The organism is Pseudomonas sp. 05N431, from assembly GCF_056397005.1.
Genome location: NZ_JBFTMN010000001.1, coordinates 530,051 through 545,914, shown reverse-complemented (window position 1 = coordinate 545,914; position 15,864 = coordinate 530,051). Strand labels below are relative to the sequence as shown.

Sequence of the window (15,864 nt, the reverse complement as noted above, 5' to 3'; positions counted from 1 at the left end):
ACAAATGACCCCTCTCAACCGTGCTGTGCTTGATGACCTGGCCCCGGAAGGTGTGCTGCGCGCCGCGATTAATTTCGGCAATCCTGTCTTGGCTCAACAGGGGCAGGGTGGTTCGCCTCAAGGCGTATCGGTGGCATTGGCCAAGGCTTTGGCTCAGGAGCTGAACGTACGGCTGGAGATGGTCACGTTCGATGCCGCCGGCAAAGTGTTTGCGGCGCTTGAGGAGAATGTATGGAACGTGGCGTTTCTGGCCATCGAACCGGTGCGCGAAGCGCAGATCGCGTTCAGTGAACCTTACGTCATTATCGAGGGTACTTACCTGGTGGCAGCGGAGTCGACCTATCAGCATGTCCAGGATCTCGACCAGTCAGGGCTGAAAATCGCGGTGGGCAAAGGCGCAGCCTATGACCTGTTCCTTTCTCGCACTTTGAAGCATGCGCAGCTTGAACGAGCTGCAACATCTGCTGGTGCCGTGGATCTGTACATCGAACAGTCCCTGGATGCGGCTGCAGGTGTGAGGCAGCCACTTGAAGGAGTTTCCGCCAGCAACCCCGCATACCGCGTTCTTGATGGCGCCTTTACTTCCATCAGGCAGGCAATGGCCGTTCCGCGAGCTCGTGAAGCAGGGGCAGCCTATGTCCGGGATTTCGTCGAGCGCAAAAAGGCAGAGGGTTTCGTGCGTGCTGTTTTGAACGATAACGGCCAGACCGACGTGACTGTCGCGCCTTTGGCGTAAGAGAAGCAGGGTTTCATCACGCCATTCTGAATTGCAAATGCGTGCAAGCGCTTAATTGAAACTGAGGTAAGAAAATGGCCAAGGCCGCAGATGTCGTCGTGCAATGTCTGGAAAACGAAGGCGTGAAATACGTTTTCGGCATTCCCGGTGAAGAAAATCTCGATCTGCTCGAATCCCTGCGCAAATCACAGATCAAACTGGTGCTGACTCGCCACGAGCAATCCGCTGGCTTCATGGCGGCGACTTATGGCCGTCTGACCGGAAAGACCGGCGTCAGCCTGTCGACCCTGGGCCCCGGCGCGACCAACCTTGTGACCGCCGGTGCCTACGCTTATCTGGGCGGTATGCCGATGCTGATGATCACCGGCCAGAAGCCGATCAAGAAGTCCAAGCAGGGGCGGTTCCAGATCATCGACGTCTGCGACATGATGGCCCCGATCACCAAGTACACCCACCAGTTCGCCTCGGCGGACAACATCCCGGCGCGCATGCGTGAAGCCTTCCGCCTCGCCGAAGAAGAGAAGCCGGGTGCTGTGCATTTGGAACTGCCGGAAGACATCGCTGCCGAGCAGACCGACAGCATGCCGATTCCTCCGAGCCTGCACCGCCGTCCGCTGGCCGAGCACAAGTCGGTCGAAGCCGCTGTCGAGAAACTGCAGAAGGCCCGCAGCCCGATCCTGGTGATCGGCGCCGGCGCCAACCGCAAGATGACCGCCAAAGTCCTGCAGCAGCTGATCGACAAGACCGGCATTCCGTTCATCACCACCCAGCTGGGTAAGGGCGTGGTCGATGAACGCCATCCACGCTTTCTCGGGAACGCTGCGCTGTCGTCTGGTGACTTCGTTCACCGCGCTGTGGAAGCCGCTGACCTGATCATCAACATCGGCCACGATGTGATCGAGAAGCCGCCGTTCTTTATGGTGCGTGGCGGCACCGAGGTCGTTCACATCAATTTCCGCTCCGCTGAAGTCGATGCGGTCTACTTCCCTCAGATCGAAGTGATCGGTGATATCGCCAATGCCGTATGGCAAATCGGCGAAGCGCTGAGCGACACCTCGCATTGGGATTTCACCCGTTTGCTGGATATCCGCGAAGCCAATGAAACGCAGATCGTCGAAGGCGCTGACGATGATCGTTTCCCGATTTACCCGCAGCGTCTGGTCGCTGACGTTCGCCGCGTGCTGCCCTCCGAAGGCATCGTCGCGCTGGACAACGGCATCTACAAGATCTGGTTTGCCCGTAACTACAAGGCGCACAAACCCAACACCGTTCTTCTGGACAACGCCCTTGCGACCATGGGGGCCGGTCTGCCATCGGGCATGGCGGCGCACTTGGTGCACCCCGATCGTCCGGTGATTTCGGTGTGCGGCGACGGCGGCTTCATGATGAACAGCCAGGAACTGGAGACCGCTGTACGTCTGGGCATGCACATCACCGTAGTAATCCTGCGTGACGACGGCTACGGCATGATTCGCTGGAAGCAGGCGAACATGGGCTTCACCGATTTTGGATTGGACTACGGCAACCCGGACTTCGTGAAATACGCCGAAGCCTACGGTGCCAACGGCCATCGCGTGGAAAGCGCCGAAGGTCTGCTGCCGCTCCTAGAGCACTGCATCAAGACGCCGGGCGTGCATGTGATCGATTGCCCGGTCGACTACTCCGAGAACGACCGCATCTTGAATATGGAACTGCGCGAGCGCAGCGCGGCCATCTGAATCACGGCGGGCAAGTGCCCGCCGTTTCTTCATTCGTGAGCACAGGATTTTTCCATGCAACTGAAAGACTCAACCCTGTTCCGTCAACAGGCATATATCAATGGCGCCTGGGCTGATGCCGACAGCGGCCAGACCATCAAGGTCAACAACCCTTCCACAAACGAAATCTTGGGCACCGTTCCAAAAATGGGCGCCGTTGAAACCCGCCGTGCCATCGAAGCCGCCGAGAAGGCCCTGCCAGCCTGGCGCGCACTGACTGCCAAAGAACGTGGCGCCAAGTTGCGTCGCTGGTTCGAGCTGATGATCGAAAACCAGGACGACCTCGGTCGCCTGATGTCCCTCGAGCAAGGGAAACCACTGGCTGAAGCCAAAGGCGAAATCGCCTATGCTGCCTCGTTCATCGAGTGGTTCTCCGAAGAAGCTAAGCGTATCTACGGCGACGTGATTCCTGGCCACCAGCCGGACAAGCGCCTTATCGTGCTCAAGCAGCCAATTGGCGTCACCGCTGCCATCACCCCGTGGAATTTCCCAGCAGCTATGATCACGCGCAAGGCTGGCCCGGCACTGGCCGCCGGCTGCACCATGGTGCTTAAGCCTGCATCGCAAACCCCGTATTCCGCACTGGCGCTGGCTGAACTGGCCGAGCGCGCCGGCATTCCTACGGGGGTGTTCAGCGTAGTGACCGGCAGCGCTGGTGACATCGGCACCGAGCTGACCAGCAACCCGATTGTGCGCAAACTGTCGTTCACCGGATCGACCGAAATCGGTCGTCAGCTGATGGCGGAGTGCGCCCACGATATCAAGAAAGTCTCGCTGGAGCTGGGCGGCAACGCGCCGTTCATCGTGTTCGACGACGCCGACCTGGATAAGGCGGTCGAAGGGACGATCATCTCCAAGTTCCGCAACAACGGTCAGACCTGCGTCTGCGCCAACCGCATCTACGTGCAGGACGCGGTTTACGACGCCTTCGCTGAGAAACTGAAGGACGCCGTGGCCAAACTGAAGGTAGGCGACGGTCTGATCGAAGGCACCACCACCGGCCCACTGATCGATGGCAAGGCTGTGACGAAAGTCCAGGAACACATCGAAGACGCTGTCTCCAAAGGAGCTAAGGTGCTGTCCGGTGGCAAGTTGATCGAAGGAAATTTCTTCGAACCGACCATTCTAGTCGACGTACCAAAGACTGCCGCAGTCGCCAAGGAGGAGACCTTCGGCCCACTGGCGGCTCTGTTCCGCTTCAAAGATGAAGCCGAAGTCATCGCCATGTCGAACGACACCGAATTCGGTCTAGCGTCGTACTTCTATGCGCAGAACATGAGCCGTGTATTCCGTGTTGCCGAGGCATTGGAGTATGGCATGGTCGGCATCAACACCGGGTTGATCTCAAACGAAGTCGCGCCGTTCGGTGGTGTGAAGGCTTCTGGCTTGGGCCGTGAAGGCTCGAAATACGGAATTGAGGATTACCTGGAAATCAAGTACTTGTGTCTGAGCATTTGACGCATGGAGAGGTGGAGCAGCAAGTACTCCGCCTCATAGTCCTCCTCAGTGAGTCATCGAACTTTCCACGGCAGACCACCTGTTTTCCATCTAAGCCACTGGGCACTTCGGATCTTGTCGAGTGATGTGGCATCAGTGCTCGTTTCGCTTCGTGTCACACAATCCATTGGTCAATGTTTTCTACGTTGAGTCATTGAGCGTCGGTGTAGTGGGCAAGAGCGTTCTGTAGGAATGACCGGTTCTGATCGATTCTTGCTTGTTGCGACCGAACTCAATCGACCCTCGATGAACACATGAAACGCGTGTCAGTCGCTATATCAAATGAGAGTTACGTCAGCTCCGTTAGAGAGATCGCCCTCAGCAAGCATTTGTTTGAGGCGTTCACGCTCTTCAGTTCCGGGGAGAACGCCTGTCGTTGTTGCCTCCAGTACCGTGAATCCCTGCGTGTTGAGTATTCTGACTTCAGCTTTTGCGTGACCACGTTCATTGATGTCAGAAATGAGCCAGTGACAGGTGATTTCTTCACCCGCATAAACGGGGAGTTTGAATTCAAAACTCATCCCTGTTGCCAGCCACCCAATTTGTCCGCCAATTTCGGTGACGAGGCTGGCGGTCAGAAGGCCATGGGCAATGGGAGCCTTGAACCTACGTAGTTCCGCGTAACGCGCATCACAATGAACCGGGTTGTAGTCTCGTGAAATGTGCGCGAAATGACGGATATCGTCATCTGAAAAGCAGCGGACTACAGTGAACCGATCACCGACCTTGAGACCTTCGGCAGCGCACTCTCTTGGGCTTTTCATTACGACTCCTTGGAAGGCGAGGGAGAGACTCAAGAGGTGAATTAACGCAGCAGTTGTTCGGCAAACAGAGCCACGGCGATAAGGATCATGGCCGCTCCAGAACAACGACTGACCCGGAGAGCAGCGGCCGGGCGCGTCCGAAGAACAACCTGAGAGCCAAATCCGACCAGAAGGTAGATCACGCCACAACTGAACGTGTGAACGAGCCCGAGCGCAATCATCTGCATCGGTACAGGCCAAGGTGCAGTGGCGTCGGCAAATTGAGGCAGGAGCGCCAGAAACAGCAGGAACACTTTTGGATTCAGTCCGCTGACGCAGAGCCCTTTGAGCGCCCAGCGCTTCCATGAGCCTGAAGCCTGAACCTCTTCCGCGCGCGGTGTGGACGGATGTACGAGCATATTGATACCTAACCACAGCAGGTAACCCGCCCCAGCCATCGTCAGCACCGACAGGGTCAGGGGGTGGCTGCCGACCAGGGTGCCAACACCACCAGCTACCACCATTGTGGCAATCAAGTGGCCGGATAGCAGTCCGCCCACAGCGGGTATGACGACTCGATGCTTCAAGCCGGCGGATATGGCGTAAGCCCAATCGGCTCCGGGCGTAATGACGAACAAAATCGACACTGCCCAGAATGCGACCAAGACACTGAAGGTCATGGCGTCACCTGCGCCAATTCGTAATTCACCGCGTAATTCATCATCCCAACTCTCAAATCTAGGCCGTCCCTCTGGTTCTCTTAACAGGTGGCCGGTAGTTAATGGTGGGAGGAAGATTAATGAAATGTGGTTAGAATTAGCTCTCAAATATGGTCGTTATGATTATGTGATATGGGAGAATTTTCTACGTGGACAGGATTGATCGGAAGATTCTTGCTGAACTGCAAGCGGATGGTCGCCTTTCGATCACTGAGCTTGCCGAACGTGTAGGCCTGAGTCTCTCTCCTTGCCATCGGCGAGTACGGGCACTGGAGGAGTCCGGTGTGTTGCTGGGCTATCGTGCGCAGCTTGACCCCGGTGCATTAGGCCTAAATTTTTCTGCCATGGTGTTTGCCACCCTTCGCGAGGGTGACCGACAAGCTGTCGAGGCTTTCGAGACGGCGCTCATTGATATACCTCAGGTGGTGGATGCCCAGAGATTATTTGGAGAGCCGGACTACCTGCTGCACGTCATTGCCCAGGACTTGCCAGCCTTTCAAAGACTTTACGATGAGAGCCTTTCGACTTTGCCCAATGTGCAACGGCTGACCTCGACCCTGGTCATGAAACGGGTCATTCAAGACAGACCTCTTCCTCTGTGATTGGAGAGGATCCGACCCTTAGCCGGCCATCGGCTTTACACCCCAGCCGTCAGCCAATGATGATCGTGCCGATGGTAATCACCGCGCAGGCCAGAATTTTTCGGACAGTCAGTGTCTCCCCCAAGAAAAAATATCCGATCAATGCCGCGAACAACACGCTGGTTTCGCGCAATGCCGATACCGCTCCCATGGGCGCAGCGGACATGGCATAGATGACGATTCCATAGGCCAGCAGTGAAACTAGGCCTCCGAAGAAAGCCGTCATAAAACCGGGCCGGAAGGTAAATAAGCTCTTTGCTTCGCGCATGCTGACATACACCAATGGCATCAAGACGCCCCACATGGCGCACATCCAGACCGTGTATGCCATCGGCGCACCGGACATCCGAACGCCAATGCCATCCGTCACGCTATATGCCGCAATGAAGCAACCCGTTCCCAAGGCGTAAGGCAGACTGGGAACGGCCAACTTTCGCCCTTTAAACGCCAGTGAGATGATGCCGCCTGACACCAGCACAATGCCGAACATCGCGACTGCCCCGACCGTTTCGCCGGCAAAAACCGTGGCGGCGAGGGTGATCAGGATAGGCGAGGAGCCTCGCGAGATAGGGTAAGTTTGCCCAAGGTCTCCAACCTTGTAGCTGCGCACCAGGAATAAGTTGTAGCCAACATGCAGAACCGCTGAAAGTACTGCATAGAACCAGCTGGCTTCGGCTGGAGCTTCCAGAAACAAGGCCATTGCAACGCTGGCAATGGCAACCGCCACGCACATAATCGTCATCGACCAAAGCCTGTCGGCGCCACCGCGCAACGCGGCATTCCAGCTGGCATGCAAGAGCGCTGCGAAAAGTATGAGCAAGATGATGTGGTAGGGCATGCGCCATCCTGGGGATGATTCAGCGGGGACTAGAGGCGCCGTAGAAATGATCTGACAATCGATTTCGTAGCTTCGCTTGTGTCCAGATCTTGAAACGTATTCAAGGAATGCCACATGCATTCAGCAATCTCGTTTTGTGGTACGGCGCTTTCACCCTCCGGAACAGAGGCTTCAAAAACATGGTGGCGGGTGTTGCCTGCATCGAACTCAAAAACGTAGAGGAGCTGATCAACATTTAGCCCGGTTTCTTCTTGGAGTTCTCGCACGGCAGCTCCTGCGATAGGTTCGCCAGACTCCACCTTGCCACCAGGCAAAGACCATTTTGATCGAGGTTTGCGAACGAACAAGATCTCCCTATCTCTCTCGCATATGACAGTAGCTCTGACTTTCATCTTTTGGCCCGAATCGCCTGTCATCTAATTGTAATTAAAATGCCATTTTCAGGGCGCGCTTCTCGTCGAATGCAATATAAGAGCCAGCCTAACTCACAAAAGTGCCGGGTTGCCTTAGCAGTCATTGGTTTTTATTTGTCTTTGGCGACTGACCGCTTCTGGCTGACTTCTGCCTGTCGCATACCTTGCTCCTTGCCCAATTTGGTTTAGGGAAAAACAATGTGATTGGCGGATTGAATTCAACCCCATTGGGACTGGAATGCAGCTCGCAACCTGGGACGGCACATCGAAATTCGGCCAAGCGCTGGCCGGCGCTTTAAGCTCAAAGCAAGCTGTGTGCCTCGCGGTATTATGGCTGCTCACAATAGTTTGGTGCGGAGTTATCAATGAACCTGAGCATTTTGTATGCGCTCGCCGCCGCCGCGTTATTTGGTGCCAGCACGCCGCTTGCCAAGCTGCTTGGTCTCAACATCTCCCCTGTGTTACTCGCAGGCCTTCTGTACGTGGGTAGCGGTCTGGGTCTTACAGTTGTCCGCTTTGTGCGTGACCGTGGCTGGAAAAAGGTAGGCCTCTTGTCGTCTGAATGGCCCTGGCTTATCGGCGCAATTGCATTCGGGGGAGTTCTTGGGCCCGTTGCGTTGATGTTCGGGTTAACTAGGACTTCAGGTGCGACAGCTTCTCTGATGCTTAACCTGGAAGCAGTGCTTACTGCGTTCTTGGCTTGGGTCGTGTTCAAGGAGAATGCTGACCGGCGCATTGTGGTGGGCATGGTTGCGATCATTACCGGAGGCGCGGTCTTGGCATGGCCTGATGAAACCGCCCAAGCTCATGACTGGCTGGGGCCGTTGGCGGTTGCGCTGGCATGCTTGTGCTGGGCCATCGACAACAACCTGACACGTAAGGTGTCCGCGTCGGATGCGCTCTTTGTGGCAGGTTTCAAAGGCTTAGTAGCTGGATTGGTCAACTGTTCGTTGGCGTTGCTTCTGGGGGCTAGGCTTCCTAGTTTCTCTGTGTTTGCCCCGACGATAGTGCTTGGTTTTCTGGGCTATGGCGTCAGCCTAGTGCTTTTTGTCCTTGCTCTGCGAGGTCTCGGCTCAGCGCGTACAGGGGCATATTTTTCGACCGCTCCGTTCTTAGGAGCAGCCATCGCAATCCTGGCTCTGGGCGAGTCGGTATCATTTTCGTTCTGGGCCGCCGCCGTATTGATGGGAATTGGGGTCTGGCTTCACATTACGGAAAACCACTCGCATGAACACCAGCACTTACCTATGACGCATGAACATCGCCACGTTCACGACGAGCACCACCAGCACGAACATTCGTTTGAGTGGAATGGGACAGGAGCACATAGCCATGTTCATGAACATGCGCCGATCCAACACAGCCATCCACACTTTCCGGATGTTCATCACAGGCATACACATTAGGTGCCTGAGTGAAAATACTCAGCGCGGATTATCGAGCGAGCCTTGAATAGGGAGGCTTCTGCCGGAAGTGAAAACTCTCGTTCCAGGCTTCTACCCCAGACGATAGGGGGCGTGATTCCAAGAGTGCCCCTACGGACTGCCTCGCAATGCCTGTCTCGGCCAAATGTTTAATTTTTTTGCGTAATACTGGCTTAATTCTTAAAAGGCTTGATTGCCTGCTTTGGAGTTTGACGACAGTTTTTTGATGATCAGTACCCAATTGTAAGAGCCATTTTCAGCGACTACACTCCAGCCCATGAAACGCTACCTGCGGTTTTGTCTCATTTTCTTGATCAGCCTAGCGCTTCCCCTCAGTGGGATGGCGGGGGTTCAGGCACCGACAGAACCTTGCCCGATGAAGACCATGGGTATGGCGATGATGGACGACATGGGCATGGATTGCTGCAACGACATGAAAAGCCCTGTCGAGCACGGCAAACCTTGCAAGCCGGGCCAGGAGTGCAAGTCGGGCGGTATGTTGCAAGTCTCAATCTTCAAGCCTCCTGTGACCGTGTTCAGCCCCGTAGTGCTTTCCCTCATCAGCGATTCTCTGCCCCTACAGACCCCGTCCGGGGTATGGCGACCGCCACGCGTTTGATTCCTATCCCACATTGAGCCTCATTCCGCATTAGCGGGATGGACTAGCTGCGCGCGTTCCATTTTTTCGCGTGCAGTGGATGATCACAGGAATCGTAAACATGAACTCCAAGTGCAATTGCACAAGCTGGTCTCTTATGGCCGGCTTGGCGGCAAGCGTGCTGGCATTGCCGAGCTTCGCTGCGCCATTGACGCTCGATGAAGCTCTGCGTCTGGCCGAAAACAATGCGCCGTCGCTGACCGCACAAGACGCAAAAATTCAGGCAGCCAGCAGTGCTGCAATCCCGGCGGGTGAATTACCTGATCCCAAGCTGCTGATGGGCGTGCAGAACTACCCCATTGGGGGCCCGGATCGCTGGAGCATCGACCAAGACTTCATGACCATGCAAATGGTCGGGGTCAGGCAGGAGATGCCCAACAGCGACAAGCGCAAAGCGCGGATTGAGGTCGCCGATGCAGCTATTGATCGCGCCTCTGCGGAGCGTCGAGTCGAACGTCTGAAGGTACGCCAGTCCACGGCACTGGCCTGGATCAGCAGCTACTCGGTTGAGCGCAAAGATGCACTGTTCCAGGACTTCTACAAAGAAAATCTCCTGCTAGCCGATACTGTACGGGCTCAGATTGCCGGTGGCCGCGCTCAACCTGCTGACGCGGTGACACCCAAACAAGAAGCAGCCAAACTGGCAGAACAACAGGACGATCTGATTCTCCAAAGAGCGCAAGCACAAGCCGCTCTCAAACGCTGGATTGGTTCTGCCGCTAACGACAAGCCTGTGGGTAGTTTTCCTGAATGGCCGGTCGACACCTCAGGCTACTCTCATAAGCTGCAACACCATCCCGAGTTGGCTGCGTTTGCACCGATGACCCGCGAAGCGCAGGCCAAGGTTCGCGAAGCCGTATCAGAGAAGCAGTCGGACTGGAGCTGGGAAGTGGATTACCAGCATCGTGGCCGTGAGTTCGGCGATATGGTCAGCGTGCAATTTTTTTGGGATTTACCACTGTTTCCTGACTCGCGCCAAAACCCCAAAATCGCTGCCAAGCAGGCTGAACTCAGCCAGCTTGAGGCCGAGCGCGAAGCCCTGTCACGCGAGCACACTCAGCAATTGGAGAGCGAACTGGCCGACTATGAGCGCCTGAATCGTGCGGTACGTCGAAATCAGGAAAGCCTGTTGCCTTTGGCCAGGGAAAAGGTTGAACTCAGTATGGCGAGTTATCGGTCGGGCAAAGGCGATTTGAGCGCCGTGGTTACCGCCCGACGTGAACTCATCGAAGCCCGCCTCAAACAGATCGACGTGGAGGAGCAACGAGCGCTGACCAGTGCGCGCCTGTATTTCGCCTATGGGGAGACCAGCCAATGAACCTCAAAAAATGGAATGGGTCATTGGTGATATGCATCTCGTTGGCATTGGGTGTAGCCGGTGGGTACTGGTTCGCTCACCTGCGCATGAGCGAAGTGCCAAGTACCGTTGCAGAGCAGAGCCTCAATTCTCCGAACGAGCGGAAAGCCCTGTATTGGTACGACCCCATGTACCCGCAACAAAAATTCGACAAGCCGGGGAAATCCCCCTTCATGGACATGCAGTTGGTTCCCCAGTACGCCAGCGGTGCAGGGGATCGGGCAACTGTCAGTATCGATCCGAGCTTGACTCAAAATCTCGGGCTGCGTTTTGCGACCGTCACCCGTGGTGTCCTGGACTCCAGCCTCAATGTGACAGGCATCCTGGCGTTCAACGAGCGTGATGTCGCGGTGATTCAGGCTCGCACCAGTGGTTTTGTAGAGCGGGTCTACGCCCATGCTCCCGGTGACGTGCTCAAGGCCAACGCGGCATTGGCGGATATCCTAGTGCCAGAGTGGGCAGCCGCCCAGACGGAGTTCCTTGCCCTGAAACGCAGCGGGGATGCTGAGCTACTGGCTGCGGCCCGCCAACGATTACTGCTCACGGGAATGCCAGCGGCACTGATTACTCAGGTCGGGCGTAGCGGCAAGGTTCAGCCTTACTTGACGCTTACCAGCCCTATAGGTGGTGTGCTGCAAGAATTGAATGTTCGTGCAGGCATGACCGTGGCGATTGGCGACACTCTGGCACGTGTGAACGGCTTGAGTAGTATCTGGCTGGCCGTGGCCATTCCAGAATCGGAAGCCGGAACTCTCACCGTAGGACAGACCGTCGAAGCACGCTTGCCTGCCTTTCCGGGAACAACACTCAATGGCAAGGTCAGCGCGATTTTACCCGAGACCAACTCGGACAGTCGCACAATTCGTGTGCGGGTGGAGCTGCCCAATCCTGACGGTCACCTGAGACCAGGTCTGTCGGCGGAGGTGCGTCTGAATCGCTCGACCCAGCAAAGTGTCTTGTGGGTGCCAAGCGAGGCAGTCATTCGCACTGGTCGACGTGCTCTGGTGATGCTCGCCGCAGACGCAGGTCGCTACCGTCCTGTGGAGATACAACTTGGGCAGGAAAGCGATGGTAGAACGGCGATCCTGAAGGGCTTGGAAGAAGGTCAGAAGGTGGTTACGTCTGGCCAATTCCTGCTCGACTCGGAGGCCAGTCTTAAGGGCGTTGTCACGGGGTCGGAGGACGAGTCACCTCCAGGCGTAGCAGGCTCCAGCTTACATGAAGCGGATGGGCAGATTGTTGAGATCAACGACAAAGAGGTCACTCTTGCCCATGGCCCTTTCAAGACGTTGGGCATGCCTGGCATGACGATGACTTTCCCGCTTGCCAAACCGGCACTAATGCAGGGACTTAAAACGGGTGACAAGGTTCGTATCGGAGTTACTCAAACCGATGATGGTTTGCGTGTGGATCGCTTGGATAAATCGGGGAGCCAGCCATGATCGCTGCCCTGATTCGTTGGTCAGTGGCCAACCGTTTCCTAGTGCTACTGGCGACACTGTTCGTTACGGCTTGGGGCATTTGGTCGGTGCAGAACACCCCTATAGACGCGCTGCCCGATCTCTCTGATGTGCAGGTAATCATCCGTACACCTTACGCAGGCCAGGCGCCGCAGATTGTCGAGAACCAGGTCACCTATCCGTTAGCCACCACCATGCTCTCGGTGCCGGGTGCCGAGACGGTACGTGGTTACTCCTTCTTTGGTGATAGCTTCGTTTACGTGCTGTTCGAAGACGGCACTGACTTGTATTGGGCCCGCTCGCGGGTGTTGGAATATCTGAGCCAAATACAAAGTCGGTTGCCTGCCAGTGCCAAGCCGGCGTTGGGGCCGGATGCGACAGGGGTGGGGTGGATCTATCAATATGCACTGGTAGATCGCAGTGGTGGACACGACTTGGCACAGCTTCGCGCTATTCAGGACTGGTTCCTCAAGTTCGAGCTCAAGACTTTGCCCAACGTTGCGGAAGTGGCTACCGTGGGAGGCATGGTAAAGCAGTACCAGGTGCAGCTCGATCCGCTCAAACTGGCCAGCCTCGGCATCACTCAAGTCGAGGTGAGCGAGGCTATCGGCAAAGCCAACCAGGAAACCGGTGGTGCCGTGTTGGAGATGGCAGAGACCGAGTTCATCGTGCGGGCTTCGGGCTATTTAAAGACACTCAATGACTTTCGAGCGATTCCGCTTAAGTTAGTTGCGGGTGGCGTACCAGTAACTCTTGGTGATGTCGCCACGATTCAGTTAGGGCCGGAAATGCGGAGGGGCATCTCTGAACTCGACGGCGAAGGTGAGACCGTCGGTGGTGTGGTGATTTTGCGTAGCGGCAAGAATGCTCGCGAAACCATTACGGCGGTTAAGACCAAGCTCGATGAACTTAAAAGCAGCTTGCCGGCTGGTGTGGAAATCGTTACCACCTACGACCGCAGCAAGCTGATCGACCGCGCTGTTGAAAACCTCAGCCACAAGCTGATCGAAGAGTTCATTGTCGTCGCGTTGGTCTGTGGAGTCTTCCTCTGGCACCTGCGCTCATCCCTGGTGGCGATCATCTCCCTGCCTGTTGGTGTATTGATTGCCTTCATCGTCATGCGCTACCAAGGCATCAACGCCAACATCATGTCCTTGGGCGGGATTGCCATCGCCATTGGCGCCATGGTCGATGCCGCCGTGGTGATGATCGAGAATGCCCACAAGAAGATTGAGGCATGGCACGCGGCCAATCCGGGGGAAGAACTGAATGGTGAACGTCATTGGCATGTAATGACCGAAGCGGCGGCAGAGGTAGGCCCCGCGCTGTTCTTCTGTTTGTTGATCATCACCCTGTCGTTCATTCCGGTGTTCACGCTGGAAGCTCAGGAAGGACGGTTGTTCGGCCCTTTGGCTTTCACCAAGACCTACGCCATGGCGGCAGCGGCGGGATTGTCAGTGACTCTGGTGCCCGTACTGATGGGCTACTGGATTCGAGGGCGAATACCCAATGAGCAACAGAACCCGTTAAACCGTTGGCTGATCCGGATCTATCAGCCGGCTTTGGATGTGGTCTTGCGTCGACCTAAGATCACATTGCTGTTGGCGCTACTGATTTTTGTCAGTGCACTATGGCCAATGTCGCGCTTGGGTGGTGAGTTTCTTCCCCCTTTGGATGAGGGCGATCTGCTCTATATGCCATCAGCTTTGCCGGGATTGTCGGCGCAGAAAGCGGCTCAACTGCTGCAACAGACCGACCGCCTGATCAAGACTGTGCCCGAAGTCGAACACGTCTTCGGTAAAGCGGGACGCGCGGAAACTGCCACCGACCCCGCGCCGCTAGAGATGTTTGAAACCACCATCCAATTCAAGCCGCACGAGCAATGGCGTGCAGGCATGACCCAGGAAAAACTGGTGGAAGAACTGGATCGAGTGGTGCGAGTCCCTGGACTGACAAATATCTGGATACCACCGATTCGCAACCGTATCGACATGCTGGCCACTGGGATCAAGAGTCCCATCGGGGTGAAAGTTGCCGGCACCAACCTGACGGAGATCGATGCCGCTACTCAGGCGGTAGAGCGCGTTGCCAAGGGTGTGCCTGGTGTCAGTTCAGCTCTGGCTGAGCGCCTGACCGGTGGCCGTTATATCGACGTGGATATCGACCGCAAGGCCGCCGCGCGCTACGGGCTGAATATTGCCGATGTGCAGTCCATCGTGGCCGGTGCTATCGGTGGTGAAAACGTCGGGGAGACCATTGAAGGGCTCGCCCGTTTTCCGATCAGCGTGCGCTACCCACGGGAGTGGCGTGATTCGGTCGGCGCCTTGGAGCAATTGCCGATCTATACCCCGCTAGGGAGCCAGATCACCCTCGGCATAGTGGCGAAGGTCAAGGTCACGGATGGCCCACCGATGCTCAAGAGCGAGAACGCACGACCTTCGGGTTGGGTATACATCGATGTGCGTGGTCGAGACATTGCCTCGGTGGTCGCCGATCTGCGCCGAATCGTCAGTGAGCAGGTCAAGTTGCAGCCCGGAATGAGCCTGAGCTATTCAGGACAGTTTGAATTTCTCGAAAGGGCCAACGCACGACTCAAGCTGGTGGTGCCTGCCACGCTGCTGATCATCTTCGTGCTGCTCTATCTGACGTTCGCCCGCTTCGATGAGGCTTTGCTGATCATGGCCACGCTGCCATTCGCACTTACGGGCGGAGCATGGTTCCTCTATCTGTTGGGATTCAACCTCTCGGTCGCCACCGGGGTCGGCTTTATCGCCTTGGCCGGTGTGTCCGCCGAGTTTGGTGTGATCATGCTGCTCTACCTGAAGAATGCCTGGGCCGAACGGGAAGACCTCGGCGACAGCACTGAGCGCGGGCTGGTGGCAGCGATTCGTGAAGGCGCTGTGCAGCGCGTTCGACCCAAGGCCATGACCGTGGCGGTCATTATTGCCGGTTTGCTGCCGATCCTGTTGGGCAGTGGCACTGGTAGCGAAGTGATGAGCCGCATTGCTGCGCCCATGGTCGGCGGCATGGTCACGGCCCCCTTGCTTTCCCTGTTTGTCATTCCGGCAGCCTATCGCCTGATGCGTCGCCGGCACCTCATCGTTGAACCGATCAAACCACAAGGAAAATTCGTATGAAACTGACCCTGATCGCAGCTGCCAGTACCGTATTTATGTTTTCACTTTCTGCCTACTCGGAGGACATGCCGGGTATGAAAATGGACGGTATGGAGGGCATGAAGATGGAGCAGGAAACAAAACAGGCTCCAGTTGCTGACGCTGAGGGAACCATCAAGGCTATGGATACTGCGAAGCATACGGTGACCATCTCCCACGGAGCTGTGCCAGCGGTGCAATGGCCGCCAATGACTATGGCCTTTTCAGTGACGGAGGATCAGCTGGCAGGTCTGAAGGTCGGAGACCATGTATCGTTTTCCTTTAGGGTAAAGGATGGAAAAGCCGCAATCGTTTCCATTAAAAAATAAGACTGTAGTGATGAGAACTACCGGCACGCTCTGTCGTGCCGGTTTGGAAAGGCTGCCCTTGCTAAAATCCGCCATCTGTTCGTCGCCACAAAATTCGCGTATTTACCATGGACACCACGTGATCCATTTCTGTGAAA

The 15,864-nt window shown here is 56.2% G+C and carries 14 protein-coding genes; 10 read left to right on the top strand and 4 right to left on the bottom strand.

What is annotated here, in order from left to right; translation table 11 throughout:
• Positions 1-4: 4 nt before the first annotated feature.
• The 3 genes from AC1DIG_RS02455 to gabD all read left to right on the top strand — a co-directional run bounded on the left by AC1DIG_RS02455 (position 5) and on the right by gabD (position 3,951).
• Positions 5-736 carry a transporter substrate-binding domain-containing protein gene (locus tag AC1DIG_RS02455; protein ID WP_477765984.1) on the top strand — a complete coding sequence of 244 codons (732 nt, stop codon included), beginning with the start codon at positions 5-7 and terminating at the stop codon, positions 734-736.
• A gap of 74 nt (positions 737-810) precedes the next feature.
• Positions 811-2,454 (top strand): acetolactate synthase large subunit, encoded by a 1,644-nt coding sequence (locus tag AC1DIG_RS02450; RefSeq protein ID WP_477765983.1) that lies wholly within the window; start codon positions 811-813, stop codon positions 2,452-2,454.
• A gap of 54 nt (positions 2,455-2,508) precedes the next feature.
• Positions 2,509-3,951, top strand: coding sequence for an NADP-dependent succinate-semialdehyde dehydrogenase (gene gabD, locus AC1DIG_RS02445; protein ID WP_477765982.1), 1,443 nt, complete (start codon positions 2,509-2,511; stop codon positions 3,949-3,951).
• A 317-nt stretch (positions 3,952-4,268) separates the two neighbouring features.
• Here the strand turns inward: gabD and AC1DIG_RS02440 are convergent, their stop codons facing one another.
• Positions 4,269-4,754, bottom strand: a complete 486-nt coding sequence (locus tag AC1DIG_RS02440; RefSeq protein ID WP_477765981.1) for a MaoC family dehydratase — start codon at positions 4,752-4,754, stop codon at positions 4,269-4,271.
• A 41-nt stretch (positions 4,755-4,795) separates the two neighbouring features.
• Positions 4,796-5,413 (bottom strand): LysE family translocator, encoded by a 618-nt coding sequence (locus AC1DIG_RS02435; RefSeq protein ID WP_477765980.1) that lies wholly within the window; start codon positions 5,411-5,413, stop codon positions 4,796-4,798.
• A 188-nt stretch (positions 5,414-5,601) separates the two neighbouring features.
• On the opposite strand from AC1DIG_RS02435, the gene AC1DIG_RS02430 reads away from it, so the two are divergent.
• Positions 5,602-6,054 carry an Lrp/AsnC family transcriptional regulator gene (locus AC1DIG_RS02430; RefSeq protein WP_477765979.1) on the top strand — a complete coding sequence of 151 codons (453 nt, stop codon included), beginning with the start codon at positions 5,602-5,604 and terminating at the stop codon, positions 6,052-6,054.
• Between the two features lie 49 nt (positions 6,055-6,103).
• On the opposite strand, the gene AC1DIG_RS02425 is transcribed toward AC1DIG_RS02430, so the two are convergent.
• Both AC1DIG_RS02425 and AC1DIG_RS02420 read right to left on the bottom strand, forming a co-directional pair.
• Positions 6,104-6,931 carry an EamA family transporter gene (locus AC1DIG_RS02425; protein WP_477765978.1) on the bottom strand — a complete coding sequence of 276 codons (828 nt, stop codon included), beginning with the start codon at positions 6,929-6,931 and terminating at the stop codon, positions 6,104-6,106.
• 29 nt (positions 6,932-6,960) lie between these two features.
• Positions 6,961-7,323 (bottom strand): NUDIX hydrolase, encoded by a 363-nt coding sequence (locus AC1DIG_RS02420; protein ID WP_477765977.1) that lies wholly within the window; start codon positions 7,321-7,323, stop codon positions 6,961-6,963.
• Positions 7,324-7,709: 386 nt separating this feature from the next.
• On the opposite strand from AC1DIG_RS02420, the gene AC1DIG_RS02415 reads away from it, so the two are divergent.
• The 6 genes from AC1DIG_RS02415 (at position 7,710) to AC1DIG_RS02390 (ending at position 15,727) form a co-directional block, all read left to right on the top strand.
• Positions 7,710-8,750, top strand: a complete 1,041-nt coding sequence (locus AC1DIG_RS02415) for a DMT family transporter (RefSeq protein ID WP_477765976.1) — start codon at positions 7,710-7,712, stop codon at positions 8,748-8,750.
• Between the two features lie 295 nt (positions 8,751-9,045).
• On the top strand, positions 9,046-9,387 hold the full coding sequence (locus AC1DIG_RS02410; RefSeq protein WP_477765975.1) for a hypothetical protein: 342 nt from the start codon (positions 9,046-9,048) through the stop codon (positions 9,385-9,387).
• 100 nt (positions 9,388-9,487) lie between these two features.
• Positions 9,488-10,744, top strand: a complete 1,257-nt coding sequence (locus AC1DIG_RS02405) for a TolC family protein (protein ID WP_477765974.1) — start codon at positions 9,488-9,490, stop codon at positions 10,742-10,744.
• A complete protein-coding gene (locus tag AC1DIG_RS02400; RefSeq protein ID WP_477765973.1) occupies positions 10,741-12,225 on the top strand; it encodes an efflux RND transporter periplasmic adaptor subunit in 1,485 nt (494 codons plus the stop codon). Before AC1DIG_RS02405 ends, AC1DIG_RS02400 begins: the two co-directional genes overlap by 4 nt.
• Complete coding sequence (locus AC1DIG_RS02395; protein ID WP_477765972.1) at positions 12,222-15,380, top strand: efflux RND transporter permease subunit; 3,159 nt, start codon at positions 12,222-12,224, stop codon at positions 15,378-15,380. The genes AC1DIG_RS02400 and AC1DIG_RS02395 overlap by 4 nt, the downstream gene beginning before the upstream one ends.
• On the top strand, positions 15,377-15,727 hold the full coding sequence (locus AC1DIG_RS02390; RefSeq protein WP_477765971.1) for a copper-binding protein: 351 nt from the start codon (positions 15,377-15,379) through the stop codon (positions 15,725-15,727). The genes AC1DIG_RS02395 and AC1DIG_RS02390 overlap by 4 nt, the downstream gene beginning before the upstream one ends.
• Positions 15,728-15,864: the final 137 nt, after the last annotated feature.

What these genes read in the sequence shown, in the direction of transcription:
- AC1DIG_RS02455 (WP_477765984.1), top strand. Translation starts at nt 5, where the DNA reads ATGACCCCTCTCAACCGTGCTGTGCTTGATGACCTGGCCCCGGAAGGT.
- AC1DIG_RS02450 (WP_477765983.1), top strand. Translation starts at nt 811, where the DNA reads ATGGCCAAGGCCGCAGATGTCGTCGTGCAATGTCTGGAAAACGAAGGC.
- gabD (WP_477765982.1), top strand. Translation starts at nt 2,509, where the DNA reads ATGCAACTGAAAGACTCAACCCTGTTCCGTCAACAGGCATATATCAAT.
- AC1DIG_RS02440 (WP_477765981.1), bottom strand. Translation starts at nt 4,754, where the DNA reads ATGAAAAGCCCAAGAGAGTGCGCTGCCGAAGGTCTCAAGGTCGGTGAT.
- AC1DIG_RS02435 (WP_477765980.1), bottom strand. Translation starts at nt 5,413, where the DNA reads ATGACCTTCAGTGTCTTGGTCGCATTCTGGGCAGTGTCGATTTTGTTC.
- AC1DIG_RS02425 (WP_477765978.1), bottom strand. Translation starts at nt 6,931, where the DNA reads ATGCCCTACCACATCATCTTGCTCATACTTTTCGCAGCGCTCTTGCAT.
- AC1DIG_RS02420 (WP_477765977.1), bottom strand. Translation starts at nt 7,323, where the DNA reads ATGAAAGTCAGAGCTACTGTCATATGCGAGAGAGATAGGGAGATCTTG.
- AC1DIG_RS02415 (WP_477765976.1), top strand. Translation starts at nt 7,710, where the DNA reads ATGAACCTGAGCATTTTGTATGCGCTCGCCGCCGCCGCGTTATTTGGT.
- AC1DIG_RS02410 (WP_477765975.1), top strand. Translation starts at nt 9,046, where the DNA reads ATGAAACGCTACCTGCGGTTTTGTCTCATTTTCTTGATCAGCCTAGCG.
- AC1DIG_RS02405 (WP_477765974.1), top strand. Translation starts at nt 9,488, where the DNA reads ATGAACTCCAAGTGCAATTGCACAAGCTGGTCTCTTATGGCCGGCTTG.
- AC1DIG_RS02400 (WP_477765973.1), top strand. Translation starts at nt 10,741, where the DNA reads ATGAACCTCAAAAAATGGAATGGGTCATTGGTGATATGCATCTCGTTG.
- AC1DIG_RS02395 (WP_477765972.1), top strand. Translation starts at nt 12,222, where the DNA reads ATGATCGCTGCCCTGATTCGTTGGTCAGTGGCCAACCGTTTCCTAGTG.
- AC1DIG_RS02390 (WP_477765971.1), top strand. Translation starts at nt 15,377, where the DNA reads ATGAAACTGACCCTGATCGCAGCTGCCAGTACCGTATTTATGTTTTCA.